The organism is Bradyrhizobium sp. PRIMUS42, from assembly GCF_023006515.1.
Taxonomy (GTDB): domain Bacteria; phylum Pseudomonadota; class Alphaproteobacteria; order Rhizobiales; family Xanthobacteraceae; genus Bradyrhizobium.
On record NZ_JALBGZ010001058.1, the window covers coordinates 1 to 1,568 of the forward strand.

Genomic DNA, 1,568 nt, shown 5'->3' on the forward strand with positions numbered 1-1,568 from the left:
GCCGCTCTGGGTGGTGGGTTCTGAGCTTGCGGAAGCCGCAGCTGCGACGCGTCTCGGTGCGACCGGCGCGCAAGTGATCCGCGTCCCGCCGGCAAATGCCTCCGAGCTCGATTTGCCCGCCGTGCTGCATGCGCTGGCCGGGAAGGGCATCACCCGCCTGATGGTCGAGGGCGGCAGCAGGGTTGCGTCCTCGTTCGTCGCGGCCGACCTCGTCGACGAGATCTGGCTGTTCCGCGGGACGGAAGCGGTGGGCTCCGGCGGCGTCGATGCGCTCGATGCATTGCCCCTGTCGAAAATCACGCAGTCGCAGGCCTACAAGGTTCATGCTAGCGAAACATTCGACAAGGATACTCTCACCATCTACGAGCGTGCGTAATGTTCACCGGCATTGTCAGCGATATCGGCGAGATCGTCAGCTTCACGCCCGTGGCGCAGGGCCAGCTGCACCGGCTGCGCATCGCCTGCAGCTATGACCAGACCACGATCGCCGACGGCGCCTCGATCGCCAGCAACGGCGTGTGCCTCACCGTGGTCGCCTCCGGCGTCGCAGGCGGCAAAACCTGGTATGAGGTCGATGCGGCTGCGGAGACGCTGGCGCTGACGACGGCGAAGCACTGGAAGCTGGGCACCAAGCTCAACCTCGAGCGTGCACTCAAGATCGGCGACGAGCTCGGCGGCCACATCGTCGCCGGCCATGCCGATGGCATTGCGACCATCGTCAGCCGCGAGGACCTGCCCGACATGGCCCGGTTCGAGCTGTCGACCACGCGGGAGCTGGCGCGGTTCATCGCCACCAAGGGCTCGATCACGCTCGACGGCGTCTCGTTGACGGTCAATACGGTCAAGGACGTGACCTTTTCTGTGCTGATCATCCCGCACACGCTGACGGTGACGACGATCGGCGGCTGGAAGGCGGGCGCCGAGGTCAATATCGAGGTCGATTTGATGGCCCGCTACGCGGCGCGGCTGACGGAAATGACGGCCTAGCCGTCATTCCGGGATGGTCCGAAGGACCAGACCCGGAATCTCGAGATTCCGGGTTCGCTTCGCGCCCCGGAATGACAGTCTTTGAACTTGGCTTACCCGCCTGCGGCGACTACATAACGCGCCGACCACTGTAGAGTAGAACGGATCGAACGATGGCAGACGCGCGGCGCGCACCCCTGAAGGACCAGACCGACATTTCCGGCGCGCGCGCGCTGATTGTCGAGGCGCGGTTCTATGACGATCTCCAGGACGCGCTGCTGGACGGCGCCATTGCCGAGCTGAAGGCGGCCGGCCTGACGCATGACGTCATCACGGTTCCCGGCGCGCTGGAGATTCCGGCGGCAGTGGCCATCGCGGTGGATGCCGCGGCGGCGAACGGCAAGCCCTATGACGCCGTGATCGCGCTCGGCTGCGTCATCCGCGGCGACACCATTCACTTCGAGATCGTGTCGCAGGAATCCTCGCGCGCGCTGATGGACCTTGCGGTTTCGCGCAAGCTGCCGCTCGGCAACGGCATCCTCACCGTCAACAATGAGGCGCAGGCGTGGGCGCGGGCGCGCGCCAGCGAGCTCGACAAGGGT

Annotated in this window: 3 protein-coding genes; all 3 read left to right on the forward strand. The window is 65.8% G+C overall.

From position 1 onward, the window contains the following. Positions 1–376 (forward strand): dihydrofolate reductase family protein (locus MOV75_RS37470; RefSeq protein WP_247007922.1); only part of this gene is annotated, 376 nt, incomplete at its 5' end. Beyond that, the gene (locus MOV75_RS37475; protein ID WP_246932251.1) at positions 376–987 is read left to right on the forward strand and encodes a riboflavin synthase; all 612 of its coding nucleotides are present in this window, start codon (positions 376–378) and stop codon (positions 985–987) included. The genes MOV75_RS37470 and MOV75_RS37475, both read left to right, overlap by 1 nt. 152 nt (positions 988–1,139) lie before the next feature. Further along, positions 1,140–1,568 (forward strand): 6,7-dimethyl-8-ribityllumazine synthase (gene ribH, locus MOV75_RS37480; RefSeq protein ID WP_247007923.1); only part of this gene is annotated, 429 nt, incomplete at its 3' end.

Bases quoted from the DNA above. Each gene is read 5' to 3' on its own strand.
- MOV75_RS37475 (WP_246932251.1), top strand. From the start codon at position 376: ATGTTCACCGGCATTGTCAGCGATATCGGCGAGATCGTCAGCTTCACG.